At 30.8% G+C, this 276-nt stretch carries 1 protein-coding gene; it reads left to right on the top strand.

Translation table 11 applies throughout. The features are described from left to right. Window positions 1-56 precede the first annotated feature (56 nt). The coding region (locus tag EOC06_RS41255) for a hypothetical protein (protein ID WP_206631436.1) at window positions 57-276 on the top strand (220 nt) is incomplete at its 3' end.

Below are 276 nucleotides of genomic sequence, written 5' to 3'. Positions count from 1 at the left end.
ATAATAAACAACACGTTGTTCGTTTATTATACTTATCTTTTTGGAGGAGTTCAAATATGTTTAAAAACAAACTATTACTGTTATCACCATTCATTACATTGGTCATAATATTTATATTTTTATTAACATTAATTCCATCGGTCCAACCAGTACCTAAAAATCTGCCGATAGCAATTGTGAATGAGGATGCTGGAGTGAAGATACCAGATCAATCAGAAATGAATGTGGGCAAAACAATAGTGGAAATGATTAAAGAAAATTCACAGACAACTTCAG

This window comes from Mesorhizobium sp. M7A.F.Ca.MR.362.00.0.0, from assembly GCF_004023175.1.
Lineage (GTDB): Bacteria > Pseudomonadota > Alphaproteobacteria > Rhizobiales > Rhizobiaceae > Mesorhizobium.
The sequence above is the reverse complement of the archived record's forward strand: the minus strand, read 5'-3'. Positions and strand labels throughout refer to the sequence as shown.